The sequence below is a fragment of the Limnospira indica PCC 8005 genome (genome assembly GCF_000973065.1).
In the GTDB taxonomy this organism is placed as follows: domain Bacteria; phylum Cyanobacteriota; class Cyanobacteriia; order Cyanobacteriales; family Microcoleaceae; genus Limnospira; species Limnospira fusiformis.
Genome location: NZ_FO818640.1, coordinates 4,502,877 through 4,519,547, shown reverse-complemented (window position 1 = coordinate 4,519,547; position 16,671 = coordinate 4,502,877). Strand labels below are relative to the sequence as shown.

Here is a 16,671-nt window from a genome sequence, read left to right as displayed (position 1 = left end):
GCTATTGGTTAATCATTTGGATAATTTTGAGAAGACTAACCTTAGTTTCGGCGGTAGTTTCTCCGAGTAGTCCAGCGATTTCTTGGGCAACCTTCATTTGATTGTCAACCACTTCGTTCACTTTTTTAACTGTTTGTTCCCGGATATCATGGATTTCCTTTTTTCGCTGCATTTCCGAGGTAATATCAGTCATAATGCAGGCGATGATATTTTCATCTTTAATCGGGAAAATCACCTCTTTTAAATACAGATGATGATTTTCATATTCCACCTCTATCCCCTGCATCATTTGGTTTTTTTCCCAAACTTTTTTAAATCGGTCTACATTCCCCAACAAATTAAAAGCGGGAGTCCCAATAATCTCGGCAGCCTCGACTTTAAAAAAGTTACAAAATGCCGGATTCACAACTTTAATATTCATGGAGACATCCACGGCAATTAAACCGTTAGGATCATATTCCCAAAGCAGTCGCCATAAATGGGGATTTTCATTATTTTCTAGCATTATGAATTCAATGGTAAATTACTATTTTGAATTATCGGCAAAATTTCACCGACAAATTTTTCTTCGATATTTTTAGGGCTGATATTAATAAAGTGTTGGTCTTGGTATTTCATGACAATACCGGAACTACAGGTCTCCAAGCAAAACGAACCTTTAAGTTCAATGCGGTTTTCTAGTTTATATTCTGCGATTAATTCCTGAAGTTTTGGTAACACTTCATAAACGCCCATTTGGTGACAAGCAGACCCCATACACAGGTATAAGTTTTGTTTTGCCATATCGATTAGTAAGGAAAGGAAGTGAACAAGAGATAGTCCGCAAGCAAATAGTCTGGGGTGGGGGGGGGAGGGGAGGCAACCTGCGGCGGTTGCCTCTGTGTTTAATCGTAGTTAATTACGATAAACCTCATCAACAATTGTGCCATCAGGTTTAAGTAACTCAATATGTAGTGGCATTTGACCAACAGCATGAGTTGAACAACTTAAACAAGGGTCAAAACAGCGAATTCCAGCTTCAACTCGGTTTAACAAGCCTTCTGGGATTTCATTACCATGGATATAATGCTTGGCAATTTGGGTAACAGTTTTATTCATTGCCAAGTTATTTTGTCCGGTGGCAATAATCAAGTTCACCTTTTCAATTAAGCCATTTTCATTGACTTTATAATGGTGAAATAGAGTACCGCGAGGGGCTTCACTAACTCCCACCCCTTCCAAGTTGTTAATTCCGGCATCAGCGCGAACGCGGGGGGAGGTAATATCAGGGTCTTCTACCAAAGCCTCGATCGCCTCAATACAAGCCATAATTTCCACGAGACGGGCGTAATGGTAGAAGAAGGAAGAAGTAGCAACCCGACCACCAGAGCGATCGCGAAATTCCCGCAATTCCCGATCAGCATCGGTAGTTCCAATTTGATCACAGACATTCAGCCGCGCCAAAGGTCCTACCCGATAAATACCATCAGGATATCCGAGAGGTTTATAATAGGGGAATTTGAGATAAGACCAATTTTCCACAGCCTCACCCAAATAGTCTTGGTAATTATCCTCACTCAAACCATCAGCGACAATATTACCGTCACTATCGATAAAGCGCAGATGTCCGCCATAGTGTTCCCAATTACCATTAGGGGCGACTAACCCCATAAATAGAGAGGGGAATTTCCCAAATATATCGACCTCAGAAGCCAAGTCACTATCGAGGAGACGCTTTAATAGATTTAAGGCTAATTCGGTAGTTTGGCGCGCTTCTGGGAGGCGGTCTTTTATCCATTCCAAACCGTCTGGGGAAAGAGGCGATCGCACTCCTCCAGGGACTGCCCAAGCCGCGTGAATTTTCCGTGCGCCCAATAGTTCAATCACGGTCTGACCAAACTGGCGCAGACGAATACCCGCCCTAGCCAAATCTGGATCAGCGGCAATTAATCCGAATACATTTCTTTTGGCGGGGTCACTATCCCAACCCAACAGAAAATCGGGGCTACTGAGGTGGAAAAAACTCAAAGCATGGGACTGAGTTAACTGGGCTAAATTCATCATCCGCCGCAATTTTTCCCCGGCTGGTGGCACTTTTACCGCCAGAATTTTATCCCCCGTTTTAGCGGCTGCTAAGAGGTGACTTACCGGACAAATCCCGCAAATACGGGCAGTAATTCCGGCCATTTCAAACATGGGTCGTCCTTCGCAGAACTTTTCAAAACCCCGAAATTCTACCACATGAAATCGGGCATCTTCCACCTCTCCCGCATCATCCAAATATATGGAAATTTTCGCATGACCCTCAATGCGGGTCACTGGATCAATAACAACTGTCTTAGCCATAGTATAAAATCACCTCTCCAGGGAATCAACAATTAATAATTAACCCGATAATTGCGGGCTAACCATTAATTTTCTAGTCAGTCAACAACAGGGAAACCTTAGCCAAACTTAATCATTTCTCGCCCTTCCATTTTCGGCATTTTCCCTTCCACCAAAGGCGCTAGGGTAGCCTTAATGCGATCGGCACTAGGGGGACATCCCGGCATAAAAATATCAACATCGACGACTTCATGCACTGGAGTCACACGGTCAAGCAATTCAGGAACAATACCCGGTTCTCTGGGAAGTTGTGGGGTAAAATCCCCTAGTTCCAAATAGCAGCGTTTGAGTACATGATCGGTGCTACCCAACATATTCCGCATGGCGGGAACATTAGCAGTTACGGCACAATCTCCAAAAGAAATCAAGAGTTTGGTGCGCGATCGCACTTCTTTAATTAGTTCCAGGTTATCTTCGTTAGCGATACCACCCTCGACCAAACAAACATCAACATTTTCGGGATATTCTTTCAGGTCACAACCTACCGGGGAGTAAACCACTTCCACTTTTTCCGATAGTTCAATCAGCCATTCATCCAGGTCTAAAAAAGACATATGGCAACCGGAACATCCTGCTAACCAAACCGTAGCAAATCTTATCTTTTCCATTCGTGTTTCTCCCGTGCATTAACTAAGAATTCTAATTTAGCGCGATCGCGAGTCATTTCGGCGACGGTCGCACCTTTACGGAAAATGGAACCCGTCGGACAAGCATCAACACACTTACCGCAGGAAGTACAGGCATCGACAGCCCCCCAAGGTTGATTAAGTCCTGTAATCATTTTAGCAGCAGGGCCGCGAAAAGCCACATCCCAAACATGAGCGCCTTCAATTTCATCACATACTCTTTGACAGCGAGTACAGAGAATACAGCGGTTGTGATCAATGCCAAATTGAGGGTGAGAGATATCAACTTCTCGCTGTGGGAAACGGTAGGTAAAGCGGGTATGATCCATACCTACTTCAACGGCGACATCTTGCAATTCGCAGTTTTCATTAGCCACACAAACGGCACAAACATGGTTGCCTTCCGCAAATAGCATTTCCACAACCATTTTGCGATATTCTTTAATCTGGGGGCTATTAGTGCAAACTTCCATCCCTTCCGCAACGGTAGTTACACAGGAGGGCAAAAGTTTATTAATTCCGGCAATTTCCACCAGACATAAGCGACAAGCACCCACATCAGAAATACCATCCAAATGGCAGAGAGTTGGTATTCTGACCCCCGCCTCTTTAGCGGCTTCTAAAATGCTCGATCCTTGTTCGATCGCCACATCAATGCCATCAATTTTTAAGGTGACAACGGACATAGTTTCTCCTTTCATTAAGGGAACATCTTACCGGGAGTCGGGAATATTGTATATTCCCGATTTTCCCAGTTATTTCTAATTCAAACAGGCGGCTAAATCAGCTTCGGGAGTGGTAATAGCCTGTAGGTTGTATTTAGCCGAGAGGATAGCGAAGACATTAGGGGAAATGAAAGCTGGTAAAGTCGGACCTAAACGGATATCTTTGATACCCAAATATAATAGTGTCAGGAGAACCGCCACAGCCTTCTGTTCATACCAAGACAAAATCATAGATAGGGGGAGTTCATTAACTCCGATATCAAAGGCTTGGGCGAGTCCTAGGGCGATTTGAATAGCGGAATAGGCATCATTGCACTGTCCGACATCCATCAGCCGAGGAATGTTACCAATTTCCCCCATTTCCTTATCAAAAAAGCGGAATTTTCCACAGGCGAGAGTTAACACCACACAATCGGACGGAACCTGATCGACAAACTCTGTATAATAATTGCGATCGGGTTTAGCGCCGTCACAACCTCCCACTAGGAAGAAATGGCGAATTTTGCCTTGTTTAACCGCCTCAATCACCTGGTCGCTAACATTTAATACCGCATTACGGGCGAAGCCAGTTTTCACCTGACGGGGTGGTTCATCTTCTGCAAAGCCAGGTAAAGAGAGGGCTTTGTGGATAACAGCGCTAAAATCTGGGGTAAGATTTGCCCTATCTTCGAGATAGTTGATGTCAGGATATCCCACCGGACCGAGGGTAAATAATTTATCCTCATAGTGTTCGTGGGGAGGCATCAAACAGTTAGTGGTGATGACTATAGCACCGGGGAACTTAGCGAAATCCTTGGTTTGATTTTGCCAAGCAGTGCCATAGTGACCGTAGAGGTGGGGATATTTTTGTTTAAGGACTGGGTAGCCATGGGCGGGTAGTAACTCCCCGTGGGTGTAAACATTAATACCAGTATTGGCTGTTTGTTGGAGGATGGCTTCGAGTTGTTTAATGTCGTGACCAGATACCAAAATGGCTTTTCCGGCTTTCGCATTCAGAGGAACAACGGTGGGGATAGGATGACCATAATGGTTAGTGTGTCCCGCGTCGAGAAGTTCCATAGCCAACAGGTTCATTTCCCCGACTTTCATGGCTAGATTAACCCAATCTTCTAAACTGAGGTTAGGTTCTTCCAAGGCGGCGAGGGCTTGGTGTGTGAAACTATAAAGGCGATCGTCTTCCTGACCAAGTTCCTGGGCGTGGAAACTGTAGGAAGCCAAGCCCTTCAGACCGTAGAGGACGGTAAGTTTGAGGGAGAAGATATCGATGTCTTGACTAGAGTCAGCAATAAAGTTACGGGAAACTTCCTCCCCCTGGGCTACTAAACTATCAGTCCAGTCTGGTTGATAGGTAGCAGCTACAGACCAACTGATGGGCCGATCGCTAATCTGTTGGATTTGGGTTTTGAGTTTTTCCCGTTGAGCGATCGCCTCACGAATATAATGGTAAAAGCGTTTACGGTTAAAGTTAACATTCGTCATAGTGGCGAACATCGACTCACAGGAAAACACATCTACAGCATGGGTATCAATGCCCAATTCCTTAGCCTTCAAAGCCACAGGCGCAATACCCCGCAGACAGTACATTAATAGGTCTTGAACCGCATTTACATCCGGTCCTTTACCACAAGCGCCCCACTGGTGGCAACCTTGACCGCTGGCAGTTTGTTCACATTGTTCACAAAACATAAATCCCTTCTGATACATTTAGCTTCCTAGTTTCCCGTTTAGCTTCCCGATGTGAAATATTAGTGAACCGCCACCTTACCGTTAGCAGTTTGAAGCAACTCCAAATACTCGCTCTCGAAATACTGCAAGGTACTGGTAACCGGGTTAGGGGCTGTCATTCCCAAGCCACATAAACTGGTAGCCTTCACCATGTCGCATAACTGTTTCAGTTTTTCCAAATCAGCGGAGGTAGCCTGTTTATTGAGTAACTTAGTAAGCAACTGGTACATTTGCACAGTACCCACACGGCAGGGGATACACTTACCACAGGTTTCACCCCGGCAAAATTCCATATAGAATTGAGCCACCTGCACCATGCTAGTGTTTTCATCCATCACCACCATGCCCCCAGATCCCATCATAGATCCCAATCTGGTGAGAGATTCATAATCTACCGGGGTATCAAGAAAATCAGCCGGGATACAACCGCCAGAGGGACCCCCTGTTTGCACGGCTTTAACTTGCAGACCGCCAGGAATACCGCCGCCCATCTCTTCGACAATTTCGCGTAGGGTAATACCCATCGGCACTTCAATCAGGCCGTTATTGCGGATTTTACCCGTCAGGGAGAAGATTTTAGTACCCTTGCTTTTCTCGGTACCAATTTGATTGTACCAGTCCGCCCCGTTGCGGATAATGGGGGCTATATTACCCAGGGTTTCCACGTTATTAATCAGGGTTGGGCAGTCCCACAACCCGGAAACGGCGGGATAGGGTGGACGAGGACGGGGGTTGCCGCGACCGCCACCAATAGAAGCTATCAGGGCGGTTTCTTCGCCACAAACAAAAGCACCCGCACCAACCCGAATATCAATGTTGAAGTCTATGGAGGAACCAAAGATGCGGCTACCTAACATACTCTGACGTTTAGCCTGTTGAATGGCTTTCTGTAGCCTAGTGATCGCCAGGGGATATTCCGCGCGAACGTATATATAGCCTTGGGTCGCACCGACTGCATATCCAGCGATCGCCATTCCTTCTAGGATACGGTGAGGGTCACTTTCTAAAACACTACGATCCATAAACGCCCCAGGGTCGCCCTCGTCAGCGTTACAGATCACATATTTTTGTCCTGGGGGCATTTTAGCCACAGTCGCCCACTTTAGACCCGTGGGATAGCCAGCGCCTCCCCGTCCCCGTAATCCAGATTTAGTAATTTCTGTCACTACTTCTTCTGGAGTCAGGTCATAAATTGCATGATGTAAGGCTCTGTAGCCTCCCACCGCAATATATTCCCCGATTTTCTCCGGGTCAATTTTGCCGCTAAATTCCCGAACGATTTTTAATTGGCGACTAAAGAAGGGATGATCAGGATCTCCTTGAACCGGTTTGGCTTCCCCGCCTTGCAGCGCTTCGATAATAGATGGCGCATCTTCGGGGGTGACTTTTTCATAATGAATGCCGTTAGGTTCGACTTCCACCATTGGGCCGCGTCCGCAAAACCCCATACACCCCACACCGACTATTTGCACGTCAGCCTCAAGTCCTGACCCCTTCAGGGCATCTTCCATGGCTTTTTTGACTTCTAGGGACTCAGAGGCTTGACAGCCTGTAGATGTGCAGCAGTGGATACGGATACTTTTTTGATTGTTGCGTTCCTTTTCGGCTAGTTCGACTAATTCGGTCAATTCCATAATATTTTAGATCTCCTCTCTCAATGGAGTTGGGGTTACAAGTGGCATTTACTCGGCTGAACCCTGCCACTGTTCCAGTCGTGCTACGGCCATTTCTGGGGTTTGCTGACCCGCGACTTTCCCATCAAAGACTGCGGCCGGAGCAATACCACAGGCTCCGATACAGCGGGCGGTGACAATAGATATCTGGCCGTCGGGGGTGGTTTCCCCGGATTTGATTCCGGTTTTCTCTTCTAAGGCTGCTAGGACTTCTCCACTGCCTTTAACATAGCAGGCGGTTCCTAAACAGACGACGCAGGTATGAGCGCCACTGGGTTTTAGGGAAAATAGATGATAGAAGGTGGCGACTCCGTAAACTTGGCTCAGGGGAAGTTTCAGTTGTCGCGCAACGTATATTAATACGTCTTCTTCTAAGTAGCCAAATGCTTCCTGGGCTTTGTGCAGCACTTCGATTAAGGCATCCTGACTATATTGGCTGCGTTTCATGGTTATATCCAGTACCTTGAAACGTTTATCGCCACTGGGATGGTTTGACGCTGCTTTGCTTTTGGCAGATTTGGGGGAGGTTTCTGTGGGAGATGGCATAGTAGTTTTACAGTAATTTCTACACAGTTTCAACCCTATTAAATATGATCAATGTTGATCCCCACAGGGTTGATGTTCTATTTTGATGACAATTCATCCTATTTTGGGGACATTTTTGGGACAAATCCCCAAAACAACTGTAGGGTTGTTTATCTCCAAATATTTCGTTAGTTGAACATTACAACATTCTGTTCTAAATGTTAAGTATAACGGCAAACCCCGGAAAAAAGTATTAAGATAATTAAAAGAATTTCTGCCTCTGCTTGTGGGTCTGCTAACAGTGGTTATACTTAGTTAGCCTGTCATCAAACTACCACAGAGCCTAGAGATAGCCTACAGGTTGCTATTGTCAACCTAAATGAGAATTATTGTCATTCTAGGGATGAAATATATGTGTCTAGCAGTTCCGGGAAAACTCGTGAGTATATCGGGAGATGATCCTTTACTAAAAAAAGGGCGCGTCAGCTTTGGCGGGGTCATTAAAGAGGTGAGTCTGGCTTATGTTCCTGAAGCGCAAGTGGGTGATTATGTTTTGGTTCATGTGGGTTTTGCTCTCAGTCGGGTAGAACCAGAGGATGCTTTACAAACCTTAGCAGATTTACAACAGATGGTAAAATTAGGTTAAAATTTGTTAAGACCTGATTTATATTTCCAGCTTCCTATAAGATAATAAATAGGGTAAGGTAGGAGGCAGTCAAGTTCCCAAAAACCCTTAACAAAGATTTAAAGATTGTGATCTGACTCAGGGGAAAGGAACCTTTGAATCAGACAACCGGCGCAGAGGTATTGTTGTCAAAATCTAGGTAAATTATCGACCCAATTTTTTTTGTTGTTGAATGACAAAATTTAGCGCGATCGCTTGGTAAAGAGAACTGTCAAGGACATGGTCTTGGCAAATAGTGCGATCGCCTAAAATTAGCTCGTCAATGGTTGTCCGGTCACAGCCATTAAGGCGGTTAATTCCGCAGTTTTTTGAACCTGGGTTAAATCCCAAGTAAATGAGAGGATTTTCAAGTATGAATACCAGACAGTATGCCACCCTAGACGGGAACGAAGCGGTAGCCCGCGTGGCTTTTCGTCTCAATGAAGTTATTGCCATTTATCCCATCACTCCATCATCACCCATGGGAGAATGGGCGGATGCTTGGACATCGGAAGGACAACCCAACATTTGGGGAACGGTTCCCGCAGTAGTAGAAATGCAAAGCGAAGGAGGCGCGGCGGGGGCTGTCCATGGTTCCCTACAGGGAGGGTCATTAACCACGACATTTACAGCATCCCAGGGATTATTATTAATGATTCCGAACCTGTACAAAATCGCCGGGGAACTAACCTGTGCGGTCCTCCATGTCGCCGCCAGGTCCATCGCCGCCCAAGCCTTGTCTATTTTTGGCGATCACAGTGACGTAATGGCAGTGCGGGCTACTGGTTGCGGATTATTATGTTCAGCCTCAGTCCAGGAAGCCCATGATTTAGCCCTAGTCGCCCAAGCAAGTACCCTAAAATCAAGGGTTCCATTTATCCACTTTTTTGATGGGTTCCGCACGTCCCACGAAGTGCAGAAAATCGAACTCTTGGAAGAGAGTGATCTGCGGGCGATGATAGATGATGAGGACGTTTATGCACACCGCGCCCGGGGACTAACACCCGATCGCCCGGCTTTACGAGGAACCGCCCAAAACCCCGATGTTTACTTCCAAGCGCGGGAAAGCGTTAACCCCTTCTATAACGTCTGTCCAGAAATTGTGCAAAAAGCCATGGACAAATTCGGGGAACTGACGGGACGGCACTATAAACTATTTGAATATCATGGCGCACCAGATGCCGATCGCATCATTATATTAATGGGTTCCGGCTGTGAAACCGCCCACGAAACCGTAGATTATCTTGCCGCCCAGGGAGAAAAAGTCGGAGTGCTAAAAGTCCGTCTGTATCGACCCTGGGATGCTAACGCCTTTATTGGCGCTGTACCAAAAACGGCAAAAGCGATCGCAGTTTTAGACCGCACCAAAGAACCCGGTTCAAGTGGCGAACCCCTATATTTAGATGTCGTCACCGCCATTAGCGAAAGCTGGGAAGGACCCGCCCTCAAAATCGTAGGTGGTCGTTATGGGTTATCCTCCAAAGAATTTAACCCGGCTATGGTAAAAGCCGTTTTTGATAACCTCCAACTCGACAAACCCAAAAATCACTTTACCATCGGTATTAACGACGACCTCAGCCACACCTCCCTACCCTTTGACCCGGAATTTTCCACCGAACCGGATAACGTCATCCGCGCCATGTTCTATGGTCTAGGGTCTGATGGTACTGTAGGGGCTAACAAAAACTCGATTAAAATTATCGGGGACGAAACCAATAACTACGCCCAGGGTTACTTCGTCTACGACTCGAAAAAATCCGGCGCTGTCACCGTATCTCACCTGCGTTTCGGTCCTAACTTAATCCGCTCCCCCTATTTAATCGAAAAATCCAACTTTATCGGCTGTCACCAGTGGAATTTCCTAGAAAAACTCAATGTAGTTGATGCAGCCACCAATGGGGCGACCTTCCTGCTGAATAGCCCCTACGGACCTGATGAAGTATGGAATTACCTACCCATTGAAATTCAAGAGCAAATTGTCCGCAAAAACCTCAAACTATATGTCATCGATGCTAATAAAGTAGCCCGTGACAGTGGAATGGGTAGCCGTATCAATACGGTGATGCAGGTCTGTTTCTTCGCTTTGGCGGGAGTTCTACCCAAGGATGAGGCGATCGCCAAAATTAAAAAAGCGATCGAAAAAACATACGGTAAAAAAGGTTCAGCCATTGTCCGCATGAACCTCCAAGCCGTAGACAATACCCTCGACAACCTCTTTGAGGTCAATATCGGCGAAGCCAATAGCCAGGTACGCATAGCGCCACCAGTCCCCGCTAACGCCCCTGATTTTGTCCGGGAAGTGGAAGGGATGATGTTAGCGCGTAAAGGCGACCAACTCTCCGTCAGCCAACTACCCTGTGACGGAACCTATCCCACAGGTACATCAAAATGGGAGAAACGCAACGTCGCCCAAGAAATCCCCGTTTGGGATGCTGATGTCTGTGTGCAGTGTGGTAAATGTATCATGGTCTGTCCCCATGCGGTAATTCGTGGTAAAGCCTACGATGAAAGCGCCCTCAATGGTGCGCCGGAAACCTTTAAAACTACTGCTGTCCGCGATAAAGCCTTTGAAGGGCAAAAATTCACCATCCAAGTATCTCCAGAAGACTGTACTGGTTGCGGTGTCTGTGTTGATGTCTGTCCGGCGAAAAATAAATCCATGCCTTCCAAAAAGGCGATTAACATGGAGTCTCAGCCACCCATACGAGCCACGGAACGGGAAAACTGGGAATTTTTCCTCAACTTGCCTAACCCCGATCGCCGTAATTTGCGATCGGATATGATTAAACAACAACAATGGCAAGAACCCCTGTTTGAGTTCTCTGGTGCTTGTGCGGGTTGTGGCGAAACTCCCTATATCAAGTTAGCAACCCAACTATTTGGCGATCGTATGGTTGTCGCTAACGCCACTGGCTGTTCTTCTATCTATGGCGGTAACTTACCCACCACACCCTGGGCGCAAAATGCCGAAGGTCGCGGCCCTAGTTGGTCTAATAGCCTATTTGAAGATAACGCCGAATTTGGTCTAGGCTTCCGTCTGTCCATTGATAAACATACCGCTTTCGCCTGTGAATTGTTGCAGAAGTTAGGCGGTCTTGTTGGCGATGAACTGGTAGCCAAAATTATCAATAACCCCCAAAAATCCGAGGCTGATATTTGGGAACAACGGGAACTCGTCGCCCAGGTTAAGCAAAAATTGCAAGGGTCTGATGATACCAACGCCAAACAGTTACTCAGTTTGGCTGATTACCTCGTCAAAAAATCTGTCTGGATACTCGGCGGCGATGGTTGGGCTTATGATATCGGCTATGGCGGTTTAGATCATGTCATTGCTAGTGGTCGCAACGTCAATATCCTGGTTATGGATACTGAGGTCTACTCTAATACTGGTGGTCAGTCTTCTAAAGCTACTCCTCGCGGTGCGGTCGCTAAATTTGCCGCTGGTGGTAAGCCGTCACCTAAGAAAGACTTGGGTTTAATTGCTATGACCTACGGTAACGTTTATGTCGCTTCTGTGGCTATGGGGGCGCGCGATGAACACACCCTTAAAGTCTTCCTGGAAGCTGAAGCATATAACGGCCCTTCCTTGATTATTGCCTACAGTCACTGTATCGCCCACGGTATTAATATGACTACGGCTATGAGTCACCAAAAAGCAATTGTCGAAAGTGGTCGTTGGTTGCTTTATCGTTATCATCCTGACCTCAAAGCTGAAGGCAAAAATCCCCTACTTTTGGATTCGCGATCGCCTAAAAAATCCATCGAACAATCCATGTATGCCGAAAACCGCTTTAAAATGCTCACCAAAACTAAGCCCGTTGATGCTAAACGCTTGCTGAAAGAAGCACAGAAAGACGTTGACACCCGTTGGCAAATGTATGAGTATCTGGCGGCGCGTCCCTTGGATCAAGAAGGCAATCAGCCCAATACAGACACCTCTGGTGACAAATAGTGAACTTCCTAAACCCATTGTAGACAGAAACTCCTAGTCCGGTTCTCAATTATAGGGGCGTGCCTATTTTTCGCCCCTACAAACCGGACCCCTAGAACTTTTCACTGCTTCCGTTTCCACTTTTCATAAGGAATCTATATTATGGATTTGAGTACGACCTATTTGGGATTGAATTTGAGGACTCCTATTGTCCCTTCCGCCGCCGCCCCTTTATCGGAAGATGTCGATAATATTCGGCGTATGGAAGATGCGGGCGCATCAGCAGTCGTTTTACACTCCCTATTTGAAGAACAGTTACTGCGAGAAAAATTTGAACTTAATCACCATTTGGAATATGGAACCAATAGCTTTGCTGAGGCTTTAACCTATTTTCCTGAACCAGAAGAATATCACGTCGGACCGGAACTTTATCTTGAGCATATTCGCCAAGCTAAGGAGTTGGTTGATATTCCCATTATTGCCAGTTTAAATGGTTTCTCCTCCGGTGGTTGGGTGGAATATTCCAAACTCATGCAGGAAGCTGGTGCAGATGCGATCGAATTGAATATTTATTATGTTCCCACCGATTTTGATATGAGTGGGGCTGAGGTCGAGGAAAACTATATCACTACTCTCCGGGAAGTTAAAGCCGAGGTTACTATTCCTGTGGCTATGAAACTTAGCCCCTTCTTTAGTAATATGGCCAATATGGCGAAACGTTTAGATGAAGCTGGAGTCGATGGACTCGCTTTATTTAACCGCTTCATACAGCCAGATATTAACCCAGAAGAACTAGAAATTGAGGTTAGTTCCGTTTTGAGTTCTCCCCACGATATGCGCCTACCTATGCGCTGGATTGCTATTTTGTATGGTCGGATTAATGCCGATTTAGCCTGCACTAGCGGTGTCGCGCGCGGTCACGATGCTATTAAAATGTTGATGGCGGGGGCTAAGGTAACTCATGTTTGTTCCGCTTTATTGCGCCATGGTATTGGTTACATCCAAGTGATGGAAAATGAGATGAAACACTGGATGGAAGAACACGAGTATGACTCTGTTCAACAGATGCAGGGTTCTATGTCTCAGCGCCATTGTGATGATGAGTCAGCCTATGAACGCGCCCAATACATGAAAGCGATTACTTCCTACGTCCCAGAACATAGTTTATTCTAGGTTGATTCTAGGATAATAATTTCACCATATCATCACCCCTCAGTTTTTGCTGGGGGGGGGTTTATAACTGTTCCAAAAAATATAGCCGATATAAATCACAGCCAATTTGTGCTAGGTTATCCTCAAAGTTAACTAATCCTAGACTTTCTAATTTATAAGCAGTAATCGCCTCCAAAGGCACACCATTATCAGACTTGAGGACTTTATTTAAAGCAATATGCAGGTCGGAATCTTGTTGAATTGTTACTAATAAATCCCGCAAATAGGCGCTATAAATTCCATCAGGCTTGCGGGCATTTTTGATTAAATTTTCCAGAGAAATCCCTGATTTACTAATAGTATAAAAAGCCAGTTGTACTAGATAAGGATGTCCACCGACCATTGAGATTAAACCTTCTAGGCGTTTAAGTCCACTCTCTCCCGCCGCCCAACTTAATTCATATCTCAAAGCCAGATCTTGCACTTGTTCCGGTGTAAATTGGGGTATTTTTAACACCAAACCGACATTAAAAGGGGATTGATGTAACTGTAAAGGTACATAAACTTCGGTGCTGTGAACTACAATCAAGCGCAAATTTTCCCAGAGTTTATTATGTTTAGAGAGTTCGTGCCACGATCGCAACATGGGCAAAAAATCACTAGCAATAACCGGATACTCAAAGAGGCGGTTAACCTCATTCATAGCAATCACAATGGGGGTGTCTTTAGTGATGAATAGATATTCCTCAAAATACAGCCGACAGGAAACTTTAGTCCCTAAATCTATATCCCAATATTCATCGAGTTTCGCTGGTAGCTTTAACTGCTTAGTCGCATTAGCACAAAACCATCTGACCAATTGTTCTAGGGAATTAAAAGTCTCAGCGTCTACTTCCAGAAAATTCAGATAAACAGTTCCATATCCCCAAGAAACTGCTTGGGTTAACATCCTATTAAGTAGGGAACTTTTACCCATCTTCCGAGGTGCTTTAATCCTCACGACACACCCCGGTTGTTGCAGTTCATTATAGCCCATTTCTTCAATGGGTGGACGTTCTATATAAAAGGGAGAGTTTATGGAAATTGGACTCCCAGGTATTTCTATATTATTGCCATCATTAGGATTCAATGAATTACCTGCCAAAGTTCCTGATTTCTGAACAGGGGGGGAAGTTAATGGGATCTGGTGCCGAGATTTGAGGACAAGTTTTATATTTTTTTTGCTAACTTTGGTCCCCAGAGCCTCGGAGAGTTCCTGCCATAATCGTCCACCCACTTCTTTAACATAATCATTAGCGTATGCAGATTTCTGGGAAATTTCACTGTAGGTCTTACCCATCCATGATTCAGATAAAATTAAACGCTCAATAGGGGAAAGCGATCGCCGCAGGAATTTTTCTTCTATCAGTTTTAAGGCTTCAGGGACATTCATGCCAAGGCATAATAATTGAGCAAGGGCAATTTGATATATAATCACACTGTACAGATCATAACCAATAAAAGACCCAAATACTTAGACTTGGGCCTTTTTTTCAAGCATCCCTAACAAGGGAATTGTGATGATCTGATGAATAGCGATATTTATTGAATTCTCATAGCAGCCACTTGGGAGGTCGAAAACTCAGTTATTGCCCCCAATGCTACATCAAATAAGCGACTCGGTTTGAGGTCATCCTGAATTAAACCCCAGAGTCGTTGGACTTCAGCGGTATGTAGGCGATCGTCTTCGGTCAACGCCATGACAATTTGACGACGAAGGAAACTACCCTCTTCGGAAAACAGATATTGTAAACCTAGCTGTGCAGTGGGGAGAATATCAAAATTGCCATCAGTTTGAGCGATCGTAATCATATTTTCCAGACGATGCCACTGGAAGCGACCATCTTTAAATAACACCTCAATCAACCGTCGTCGCAAAGCCGGAGTTTCTCCCTTCAACAGGCGACGCGCCACATAGGGATAAGCCACCTCAACGATTTTAAAATCCGGGTCGAGACTGAGGGCAATTCCTTCCTGAGTTACTAGAGACCGAATAATCAGGGCAAATTTTGCCGGAACCCGGAAGGGGTAATCATACATCAATTCCGAGAAACTATCGGTAATAGTTTTAAAGTTAAAATCCTTAACACTCTCCCCAATAATATCCCCCATAACCGCCTCTAAAGCCGGAATAATGGGAGCCATATTAGTATTAGGTGCTAAAAATCCCAACCTGACAAAATCTTCCGCCAACTCCTTATAGTCTTTATTAATTAAATGAACTACGGAATCAACCAGAGTTTCCTTAGTTTGCTGGCTTAACTGATCCATCATGCCAAAATCAATAAATGCCATGCGACCATCAGGCATAGCAAACAGATTTCCGGGGTGGGGGTCAGCATGGAAAAAACCGAACTCTAGCAGTTGTCGCAAGCCACTTGTCACACCGACAAAAATCATTTTACTCATATCCAAACCCGCCGCTTGAACACTTTCAATATCGGTCAACTTCAAGCCGTTAATCCACTCTAAGACTAACACCTGATGGCTGGTATATTTCCAGTAAATTGATGGCACTTTTACGGTCGGATCATCATCAAAATATGTGGCAAACCTTTCGGCATTTCGACCCTCATTAATATAGTCGATTTCCTCAAATAATTTGAACCCAAATTCATCGACAATTAGGGTTAAATCATGACCCAAATTCAGGGGTAAAATGGGAGACAACCAACCCGCAGCCCAACGCATTAAATACAGATCCAGGGTCAGAGTTGGTAAGAGAAATGGTCTTTGGACTTTAACGGCGACCTCTTCCCCTGTCAGCAGTTGTGCTTTATAGACCTGACCCAAACTGGCTGCGGCTACGGGTTCAGGGGAAATTTGTCGGAAAACAGTATCTAAATCGCGATCGAGTTCTCTCTCGATGATCGCCATAGCGATCTTAGTATCAAAAGGGGTTAGCTGATCTTGGAGTTTGGTTAATTCTTCTAAAAAGTCCTTGCGAATGAGGTCAGGACGGGTTGATAATGCTTGACCTACTTTAATATAGGTGGGACCGAGGCGGGTGAGAATATTACGCAGCTGGGCGGCTCGTTTCGGGGTTTCCGTAACATTTCGATGTCGCCATTGATCCCAAAGTAGACCAATAATGAACCCTGAAAAAAACCATACAACCGTGATCACGCGCCAGATGGCCTTCCAAAGCCGACGGCGATAATATTGAGCAATGGCTTGAGGATCGTAAACTCGGCGATCGCTATTTTGGTAGGGGTTCACTCCTTTTATTTCCTCTTCATATTCCTAA

The 16,671-nt window shown here is 45.4% G+C and carries 14 protein-coding genes; 3 read left to right on the top strand and 11 right to left on the bottom strand.

The genetic code is table 11. From position 1 onward, the window contains the following. Position 1: 1 nt before the first annotated feature. The 8 genes from XZ46_RS19830 to hoxE all read right to left on the bottom strand — a co-directional run bounded on the left by XZ46_RS19830 (position 2) and on the right by hoxE (position 7,659). Positions 2-505: a PAS domain S-box protein gene (locus XZ46_RS19830; protein ID WP_008053061.1), complete on the bottom strand. Its 504-nt coding sequence runs from the start codon at positions 503-505 to the stop codon at positions 2-4. Beyond that, positions 505-783 carry a (2Fe-2S) ferredoxin domain-containing protein gene (locus XZ46_RS19825; RefSeq protein ID WP_048895188.1) on the bottom strand — a complete coding sequence of 93 codons (279 nt, stop codon included), beginning with the start codon at positions 781-783 and terminating at the stop codon, positions 505-507. Before XZ46_RS19825 ends, XZ46_RS19830 begins: the two co-directional genes overlap by 1 nt. A gap of 111 nt (positions 784-894) precedes the next feature. Continuing rightward, on the bottom strand, positions 895-2,325 hold the full coding sequence (locus XZ46_RS19820; protein WP_008053057.1) for a Ni/Fe hydrogenase subunit alpha: 1,431 nt from the start codon (positions 2,323-2,325) through the stop codon (positions 895-897). Between the two features lie 98 nt (positions 2,326-2,423). Beyond that, entirely contained in the window at positions 2,424-2,972 is a 549-nt protein-coding gene (locus XZ46_RS19815; protein WP_008053055.1) for an NADH-quinone oxidoreductase subunit B family protein, read from the bottom strand. Next, complete coding sequence (hoxU, locus tag XZ46_RS19810; RefSeq protein ID WP_174447165.1) at positions 2,960-3,676, bottom strand: bidirectional hydrogenase complex protein HoxU; 717 nt, start codon at positions 3,674-3,676, stop codon at positions 2,960-2,962. Before hoxU ends, XZ46_RS19815 begins: the two co-directional genes overlap by 13 nt. A gap of 75 nt (positions 3,677-3,751) precedes the next feature. Beyond that, a complete protein-coding gene (gene hcp, locus XZ46_RS19805) occupies positions 3,752-5,401 on the bottom strand; it encodes a hydroxylamine reductase (protein WP_048895447.1) in 1,650 nt (549 codons plus the stop codon). Positions 5,402-5,460: 59 nt separating this feature from the next. Then, positions 5,461-7,074 carry a NuoF family protein gene (locus tag XZ46_RS19800; protein ID WP_006669193.1) on the bottom strand — a complete coding sequence of 538 codons (1,614 nt, stop codon included), beginning with the start codon at positions 7,072-7,074 and terminating at the stop codon, positions 5,461-5,463. A 48-nt stretch (positions 7,075-7,122) separates the two neighbouring features. Further along, positions 7,123-7,659 carry a bidirectional hydrogenase complex protein HoxE gene (gene hoxE / locus XZ46_RS19795; RefSeq protein WP_006669194.1) on the bottom strand — a complete coding sequence of 179 codons (537 nt, stop codon included), beginning with the start codon at positions 7,657-7,659 and terminating at the stop codon, positions 7,123-7,125. 358 nt (positions 7,660-8,017) lie between these two features. On the opposite strand from hoxE, the gene XZ46_RS19790 reads away from it, so the two are divergent. Further along, entirely contained in the window at positions 8,018-8,284 is a 267-nt protein-coding gene (locus XZ46_RS19790; RefSeq protein WP_006669195.1) for a HypC/HybG/HupF family hydrogenase formation chaperone, read from the top strand. A gap of 183 nt (positions 8,285-8,467) precedes the next feature. Here XZ46_RS19790 and XZ46_RS34625 read toward each other — a convergent pair whose 3' ends face one another. Then, entirely contained in the window at positions 8,468-8,653 is a 186-nt protein-coding gene (locus tag XZ46_RS34625) for a hypothetical protein (protein ID WP_157234454.1), read from the bottom strand. A 22-nt stretch (positions 8,654-8,675) separates the two neighbouring features. Here XZ46_RS34625 and nifJ point away from each other — a divergent pair, with 22 nt between their 5' ends. Both nifJ and XZ46_RS19780 read left to right on the top strand, forming a co-directional pair. Next, on the top strand, positions 8,676-12,254 hold the full coding sequence (nifJ, locus tag XZ46_RS19785) for a pyruvate:ferredoxin (flavodoxin) oxidoreductase (protein ID WP_008053047.1): 3,579 nt from the start codon (positions 8,676-8,678) through the stop codon (positions 12,252-12,254). Between the two features lie 141 nt (positions 12,255-12,395). Further along, entirely contained in the window at positions 12,396-13,406 is a 1,011-nt protein-coding gene (locus tag XZ46_RS19780) for a dihydroorotate dehydrogenase-like protein (RefSeq protein WP_006624090.1), read from the top strand. A 61-nt stretch (positions 13,407-13,467) separates the two neighbouring features. On the opposite strand, the gene XZ46_RS19775 is transcribed toward XZ46_RS19780, so the two are convergent. Both XZ46_RS19775 and XZ46_RS19770 read right to left on the bottom strand, forming a co-directional pair. Then, entirely contained in the window at positions 13,468-14,862 is a 1,395-nt protein-coding gene (locus tag XZ46_RS19775; RefSeq protein WP_228116378.1) for an AAA-like domain-containing protein, read from the bottom strand. Between the two features lie 104 nt (positions 14,863-14,966). Beyond that, positions 14,967-16,643, bottom strand: a complete 1,677-nt coding sequence (locus XZ46_RS19770) for an ABC1 kinase family protein (protein WP_008053046.1) — start codon at positions 16,641-16,643, stop codon at positions 14,967-14,969. Positions 16,644-16,671: the final 28 nt, after the last annotated feature.

What these genes read in the sequence shown, in the direction of transcription:
- XZ46_RS19830 (WP_008053061.1), bottom strand. Translation starts at nt 505, where the DNA reads ATGCTAGAAAATAATGAAAATCCCCATTTATGGCGACTGCTTTGGGAA.
- XZ46_RS19815 (WP_008053055.1), bottom strand. Translation starts at nt 2,972, where the DNA reads ATGGAAAAGATAAGATTTGCTACGGTTTGGTTAGCAGGATGTTCCGGT.
- nifJ (WP_008053047.1), top strand. Translation starts at nt 8,676, where the DNA reads ATGAATACCAGACAGTATGCCACCCTAGACGGGAACGAAGCGGTAGCC.
- hcp (WP_048895447.1), bottom strand. Translation starts at nt 5,401, where the DNA reads ATGTTTTGTGAACAATGTGAACAAACTGCCAGCGGTCAAGGTTGCCAC.
- XZ46_RS19825 (WP_048895188.1), bottom strand. Translation starts at nt 783, where the DNA reads ATGGCAAAACAAAACTTATACCTGTGTATGGGGTCTGCTTGTCACCAA.
- hoxU (WP_174447165.1), bottom strand. Translation starts at nt 3,676, where the DNA reads ATGTCCGTTGTCACCTTAAAAATTGATGGCATTGATGTGGCGATCGAA.
- XZ46_RS19790 (WP_006669195.1), top strand. Translation starts at nt 8,018, where the DNA reads ATGAGAATTATTGTCATTCTAGGGATGAAATATATGTGTCTAGCAGTT.
- hoxE (WP_006669194.1), bottom strand. Translation starts at nt 7,659, where the DNA reads ATGCCATCTCCCACAGAAACCTCCCCCAAATCTGCCAAAAGCAAAGCA.
- XZ46_RS19820 (WP_008053057.1), bottom strand. Translation starts at nt 2,325, where the DNA reads ATGGCTAAGACAGTTGTTATTGATCCAGTGACCCGCATTGAGGGTCAT.
- XZ46_RS19800 (WP_006669193.1), bottom strand. Translation starts at nt 7,074, where the DNA reads ATGGAATTGACCGAATTAGTCGAACTAGCCGAAAAGGAACGCAACAAT.
- XZ46_RS19780 (WP_006624090.1), top strand. Translation starts at nt 12,396, where the DNA reads ATGGATTTGAGTACGACCTATTTGGGATTGAATTTGAGGACTCCTATT.